We start from the raw sequence: 6,178 nt of genomic DNA on the forward strand, positions 1-6,178 counted from the left end.
CGCCATGTCCATCCGCAACCTCGACAGGCTGATGGCGCCGCGCTCGGTCGTGGCGATCGGGGCGAGCGCGCGCCCTGGGTCGATCGGCGCGGCGGTCACGCGCAACCTGCTGACCGCTGGCTTCCAGGGTGACATCCATCTGGTCAACCTGAAGGGCGGCGAGATCGACGGTCGTCCCGTGCTCAGGAGCGTCGCCGAGATCGCCGAGCCCGCCGACCTCGCCGTCATCATGACGCCGGCCGAGACCGTGCCGCGCCTGGTCGGCGAGCTCGGCGAGCGCGGCACGCGGGCGGCCGTCATCATCACGTCGGGTCCGGGCAGCGGGCCGGAAGCACGCGAGGACAATGCGCGCTGGCGCAAGCGCATCCTGCGGGCGGCGCAGCCGCATCTGCTGCGCGTCGTCGGGCCGAACTGCATCGGCTTTGCCGTGCCGCGGCTCGGCCTCAACGCGAGCTTCGGTCCAAGCGGCCTGAAGGCGGGCCGGGTGGCCGCCGTGGCGCAATCGGGCGCGGTGCTGGCCGGACTCGCCGACTGGGGTGCGGCGCAGAATATCGGCTTCTCGCACCTGGTGTCGATGGGCGACATGGCCGACGTCGATTTCGGCGACGTGCTCGACATGCTGGCGCGCGACTACGAGACCCGCGCCGTGCTGATGTATGTCGAGGGCATTACCCAAGCCCGCAAGTTCATGTCGGCGGCGCGCAGCGTGGCGCGCATCAAGCCGGTGATCGTGCTGAAGGCCGGCCGCCACGCCGCGGCGGCCAAGGCGGCGGCCTCGCACACCGGATCGATGGCAGGCTCGGCCGCCGTCTACGATGCGGCCTTCTCCCGCGCCGGCCTGGTTCGCGTGCTCGGCCTGGGCGAGCTGTTCGATGCCGCGGAGACGCTGGGCCACGCCATCCTGCCTCGCAACGAGCGGCTTGCAATCCTGACCAATGGCGGCGGCATGGGGATCATCGCCACCGACCTGCTGCTCGACGAGGGCGGCGATCTCGCGACGCTGCAGCCGCGCACCATCATGGCACTGGACAGGCAGCTGCCGCGCTCGTGGTCGCGCGACAATCCGGTCGACATCGTGGGCGACGCCGACGGGGCGCGCTACGCCGCCGCGGTCGATGCGCTGGCCGACGACCGCACGGTCGGCGCCATCCTGGCGATGAACGTGCCGACCACGCTCACCTCGTCGGTCGACGCAGCGCGCGCCATCGTCGCCGCGCCGGGCCGCAAGGTGGCGCCGCTGATCGGCTGCTGGGTCGGCGGTCCGCAGGCGCAGGAGGGGCGCCAGGTCCTGCACGAGGCCGGCATCCCGGCCTACGACACGCCGCTGCGCGCCGTGCGCGGCTTCATGCATGTGGTGCAATACCGGCGCGGCCAGCGTGCGCTGCAGCGCACGCCGCCGTCGGTGCCCGAGGCGCGCTCGGACACGCAGCTGGTGCGCGCTATCGTGAACGGCGCGTTGGTCGAGCGACGCACCGTGTTGACCGAGCCGGAAGCCAAGCGCGTGCTGGCGGCCTACGGCATTCCCGTGGTGCCGACCGAGGTGGTGCTCGACGCGGAAGAGGCGGCAGCGGCGGCCACCCGCATCGGCTTTCCGGTCGCGGCAAAAATCCTGTCGCGCGAGATCACCCACAAGAGCGATGTCGGCGGCGTCGCGCTCGATCTCGACTCGGAGCAGGCGGTGATCCAGGCCGTGCGGGCGATGCACGACAAGGCCTGCACGGCGGCGCCGGGCGCCCGCATCGACGGCTTCGTCGTCCAGCCGATGATCAAGCGGCCGCACGCCGTGGAGCTGATCCTGGGCGCGGCGGAGGATCCGGTATTCGGGCCGATCCTGCTGGTCGGCCATGGCGGCGTGGCAGCCGAGGTGATCGACGACAAGGCACTCGCCTTGCCGCCGCTCGATCCGGTGCTGGCGGAAGACGCGCTGTCGCGAACGCGCGTCGACCGCCTGCTGCGCGGCTATCGCGATCGCCAGCCGGCCGCGCGCGAGGCCGTCGGCGATGCGATGGTGCGCCTGTCGCAGCTCATCGCCGACGTCGGTGAGATCGCCGAGCTCGACGTCAATCCGCTGCTGGTCGATGCCGACGGCGTGATCGCGCTCGATGCCCGCATCGTCGTGGCGCCGCCCGTCACCGGCCAGGAGCGCGGCGCGCGCTTTGCCATCCGGCCCTATCCCGTGGAGCTCGACGTCGAGATCAGCCACCGCGGGCAGACGCTGCGAATCCGGCCGATCCGTCCCGACGACGAGCCGATGCTTCAGGCCTTCGCGCGTCGTCTCACGCCGGAAGATACACGCATGCGCTTCTTCGGCCCGATCCGTGAGATGACGCACGAGATGGCGGCTCGGCTGACGCAGATCGACTACGACCGCGAGATGGCGTTCCTGCTGCTCGATGGCCAGGAACTGCAGGGCGTCGGACGGCTGGCTGCCGACCCCGGCTTCGAGGAGGCGGAGTTCGCCCTGACGGTCGCGTCGGACAGGCAGGGCCGCGGCTACGGCCGGCTGCTGCTGGAGCACGTGCTGCACTACGCCAAGGCGCGCGGCATCCGGCGCGTGGTCGGTTACGTGCTGCGCGAGAATCACAAGATGCTCGACCTCGCCAAACACCTCGGCTTCGAGCGCGAGTCGGGGCGGATAGGGCAGCCTGATATTCGCGTGGTCAAGGCGACCGCAACGCTGTAGTTTGCAGGCGAAACAGGGCGCCGGAACAAGGTGTTACGGCCGAGCGCTGAGATGGCGTCGAAGAAGAACAGAAGCAGGAAGCCAGGTACCCGGAAGTCACGTGCGCGCAAGGCCGTTCCGGCGACGGGTTGGCGTGCCTGGCTGCACCACAAGCTCGCGGCCACAGCTGCGTGGATCGAGGCTCATCGCTGGCACTCGATCATTGCCGGCGTGATCCTGCTGTTCGGCACCAGCCTGGCCGGCGGGTACTGGATCGCCGAGCGACTCGACGTGCGCGACAGCGCCCACGTGGTGCGCGACACGCTCGAGGAGATGAAGCGCAGCGCGCCTGTCGAGGCGCCGCGCTACGCCCGCATCGAGGATCTGCCCGATCTTCCCAAGTACACCGACTCCGAGCCGGGACAGCCGCGCACGACGCTGGAAGAGAAGCCGCGCCCGGCGCGTCCGCAGGTCGCCGCGCTTGCACCCGGATCAGAGAGGCCAAGTGCGGAGAAGGCGGCCAAGGAGGCGTGGCGCCGGAATGCCTTGCCGTTCCGCGATCTCAACAGCCGGCCGCTGGTCGCCATCGTGATCGACGATGTCGGGCTCGACCGTCCGCGCTCGCGGCGCGCCTGGGAGCTGCCCGGGCCGCTCACGATGTCTTTCCTGCCCTACGCCAAGGACCTGCCCGAGCAGGCGCGCGCCGCGCGCGCCAAGGGACATGAGCTGATGCTCCATCTGCCGATGGAGCCGGGCGGGCGAAACGACCCCGGACCGAATGCGCTGCTGGTATCGCTGTCCGACGCCGAGCTGCGTAAGCGCACGACCACCGCGCTCGACAGCTTCGACGGCTATGCCGGCGTCAACAACCACATGGGCAGCCGCTTCACCGCCTTCCGCCCTGGCATGGAGACGGTGCTGCGCCAGTTCAAGGGACGCGGCCTGATGTTCCTCGACTCGCGCACGTCGCCGCAGTCGGTGGGCGATCAGGTCGCGCAGGAGATCGGCGTGCCCAGCATCGCCCGCCACGTCTTCCTCGATGACGACGAATCGCTCGACGCGGTGCGGCGGCGACTGGCCGAGACGGAGACGGTCGCGCGGCGGCAGGGCTTCGTGGTGGCGATCGGCCATCCGCACGAGGCGACTCTGCAGGCGCTCGCCGAATGGCTGCCGACGCTGCAGGCCAAGGGCCTTGCGCTCGCCCCGGCGACCGCCGTGTTGCGCAAGAGAAATGGGCTGGAGTGAGGCTCTGCTCTCGTAGGGACGCGAGCGACCGGAAAGTCGCGGTAGGCTCAAGAAGTTTGACAAAGCGCGCGGTGACTTGATCGTCGGGAACGGCGATGGCACCTTCCTGGAGGTATCGCGGTTGGCATTGGCGGATAGCGACGTGCTCCACAATTGCCTCAACAGCGCGTGCTCCTACGACGGTGAGCACCTTTCCTACGCTGAGGTGGTAGAAAGTTCCCCAGCAGTTGTTGGTACGTGGCCTCGCGATCTCCATCTATCAGTGGCGGCCTGTACGGCATAGCGTCGACGTAGGATTTCGAAACGCCGCCGGGGTTTCGCCGGAATCTTTGGTAGGTCTTCAATATCATCTTCCCTAGTGATTCTTCCAACGGCAGCCGTCGCGATCTGAACTTGCTGGCGAACTGCGCGACGGGGGTTCTTCTACGGACGTCGCTGATCATGTCCAATAGTCCCGGGATGTCCGATTCGCCGGAGTTGTTCACCAACGTCGGTGCCGAAGCGTAGCTGAGGGGCATCTCGGCCGGCGACCATTTCGCTTCTCCGAAGGAGCCATGATGCAGCATCTTCAGAGGCGGGGTGACGTGAACGAGCTTGACGCCCAGATCACCATTCTGGGCGAAGGCGAAGCGAGCCCCATTCAGCTCAGTCAGCTTCTTGGGGTTCATGAGGTTCCTCCGATGACATCTCGTGCACCCAAAGCTTCCGAACTCCCACAACGGGTCTGTCCGCATCTCGTTCGGTCTGTGGAGATTCGGTTGACGAAGCATGACTAGCACGACGTTCCGCTCATTCATGGGCGCTGCTCCTGCCTTCGATGCCTTCTCGAAGCACTGCCTTCAAGCGTTCAAGCCAGTGCGACGCTTCAGGTATGTCGGAGACGTCGGAGACAAACTCCTGACCTCGCGCGGCGACAATGAGCGTGTCTTCTCCCACCCATCGGTCTTGTTTGTCATGATAGCTCAATCCAGCCGTTCGAAGCCACCGGGGCACTCGCCAGCGGCTTACCTGTTCGCCCAATCGGGAGAGGCGCAGGTTGTCGTTCGCTCTGGCGGCAACATAACCTGGTCCGAGATAGATTGTGTTGTTCGGGTTCCACTCGTCGATGGTGTGCGGATGTCGCCTGGAGAAGCCGGTTGGTTGACTCGCAGCGTCCGGCGCGGAGCCAATATCATTCACGCTCTCGACCTCGAAGTATCCGTAGATCCGATGATGCCGATCGCTCCCGTTCACGTTGGCAAAGAGACCGAAGAAGACGAACACATCGCCGACGCCGACATCTTGATTGCGAAGGTGCGCCTGCGCGGTGCCGGTCTGGCCGAAGGCGCAGCGCCCTGCTTCGAACATCGGATCAAGATGACACAGGCTCGACCTACTCAGCCGACCTTTCGTTACCTGCTCGACGATCTCGCCAAGTCCGATGTCACCGTAGGTCGTCTCGGAGCGCCTTTTGGTGGGGATTGGTAGGCTGACTGGCCTGCCCTCGATGATGGGAGATGGAGCCCCGCCAGCTGAGCTGTCAAATCCCTTGCGGCTGAATACGATCTTCATCGCGAGCTTTCACGCGCAAGCTGTAATGTGCTTCAGTTTTATGGTGCGCTGCAGACCGTGACCATCGGAATCAACGGGCAAGACCTGATAAGTCTCCCGGCAAGCCGAGCGGCGCGCGAACCGCGTCGCGCGGCCGGAGGCAGGAACGCAGGTACGTGCACTTCGGTGCGGACGGACGATCCATTGAGGATCGAGGAATTGGCATCGGCACTTCGGCGCCAAGTCGATGAACGGCGAGTGGTTCAAGCCGGGTCACGCGGGCGTTGCGCTGTCCACTCGGCGTAAATTCATGTGACTTGCGCTAGTACGGCGTCGCCCAGCGAGTCTCGAGCTCCGCCTCGATGCGGCGGTGCCTCGCCTTGATCACGTCGACCGGCACGGCGCTGACGAAGGCGTAGAACGTCTTGTTGCGGATCGCATCGAGCACCCGTTCACCGACCAGCTTGGGGTCGATGCCGGTGCGGGCCAGGCGCTCGGCCATGACCGCCTCCGCATCAGGACGCAGCTCGGGGCCGCCCAAATGATCGGGGCGGTGGCGCGCGCCTTGCGCCAGGTTGGTGGCGATCGGACCCGGGCACAGCGCGGTCACGCCGACATTGGTGCCCTCGAGCTCGTGCTCCAGCGCCTCCGTCAGCGACAGCACGGCGTACTTGCTCATCGAGTACGGACCCTGGTTGGTGCCGCGGCGGTTCTGGGTGGCGGCGACCGAGGCGGTGTTGA

5 protein-coding genes are annotated in these 6,178 nt (G+C 67.1%); 2 read left to right on the forward strand and 3 right to left on the reverse strand.

Annotated features, from left to right (window positions below):
- The first annotated feature begins 4 nt into the window (after window positions 1-4).
- Window positions 5-2,683 (forward strand): GNAT family N-acetyltransferase, encoded by a 2,679-nt coding sequence (locus ACILR9_RS10510; protein ID WP_395709868.1) that lies wholly within the window; start codon window positions 5-7, stop codon window positions 2,681-2,683.
- Window positions 2,684-2,734: 51 nt separating this feature from the next.
- Complete coding sequence (locus ACILR9_RS10515) at window positions 2,735-3,907, forward strand: divergent polysaccharide deacetylase family protein (protein ID WP_395709869.1); 1,173 nt, start codon at window positions 2,735-2,737, stop codon at window positions 3,905-3,907.
- Between the two features lie 158 nt (window positions 3,908-4,065).
- Here ACILR9_RS10515 and ACILR9_RS10520 read toward each other — a convergent pair whose 3' ends face one another.
- From ACILR9_RS10520 to ACILR9_RS10530, 3 genes are all read right to left on the reverse strand, one after another.
- Window positions 4,066-4,575, reverse strand: a complete 510-nt coding sequence (locus ACILR9_RS10520) for a hypothetical protein (RefSeq protein WP_395709870.1) — start codon at window positions 4,573-4,575, stop codon at window positions 4,066-4,068.
- Window positions 4,576-4,696: 121 nt separating this feature from the next.
- Entirely contained in the window at window positions 4,697-5,458 is a 762-nt protein-coding gene (locus ACILR9_RS10525; RefSeq protein WP_395709871.1) for a hypothetical protein, read from the reverse strand.
- A gap of 301 nt (window positions 5,459-5,759) precedes the next feature.
- Window positions 5,760-6,178: SDR family NAD(P)-dependent oxidoreductase (locus ACILR9_RS10530; protein WP_395709872.1), on the reverse strand; the 419-nt coding region annotated here is incomplete at its 5' end.

The sequence above is a fragment of the Reyranella sp. genome (assembly GCF_044224635.1).
Lineage (GTDB): Bacteria > Pseudomonadota > Alphaproteobacteria > Reyranellales > Reyranellaceae > Reyranella.